The 287-nt window shown below is 50.5% G+C and carries 1 protein-coding gene; it reads right to left on the bottom strand.

Going from position 1 to position 287, the window contains the following annotated elements:
- Positions 1-30: 30 nt before the first annotated feature.
- The coding region (locus DW640_RS23415; protein WP_199610477.1) for a topoisomerase C-terminal repeat-containing protein at positions 31-287 on the bottom strand (257 nt) is incomplete at its 5' end.

The raw sequence follows: 287 nt of genomic DNA on the forward strand, positions 1-287 counted from the left end.
CATTACTCTGAACAAGTGGCAAAGTTAATACTATTTCTTCCGTCCTGAAAATTTCTTGTCCTTTTTAGCCTCCGGGAACACAAAAGTCGTGTTATATTCCCCGTCAAAGGCGACAACAGCATCGAAACTCTTGCCCTGTTTGCTCTTGAACCCTTTGAGCAGCTTGGTATGCCCTTCGGTGAGCAGGTCTTTGATTTCATCGTCGGACAGGGTGCGTCCCGCTTTCAGCCGGAACACGGGCAGTCCGCACTCCGTGTTGTCGCAGCGTACCACCTTGCCGTAGAACC

The organism is Bacteroides sp. AM23-12, assembly GCF_003434395.1.
Classification (GTDB): domain Bacteria; phylum Bacteroidota; class Bacteroidia; order Bacteroidales; family Bacteroidaceae; genus Bacteroides; species Bacteroides thetaiotaomicron.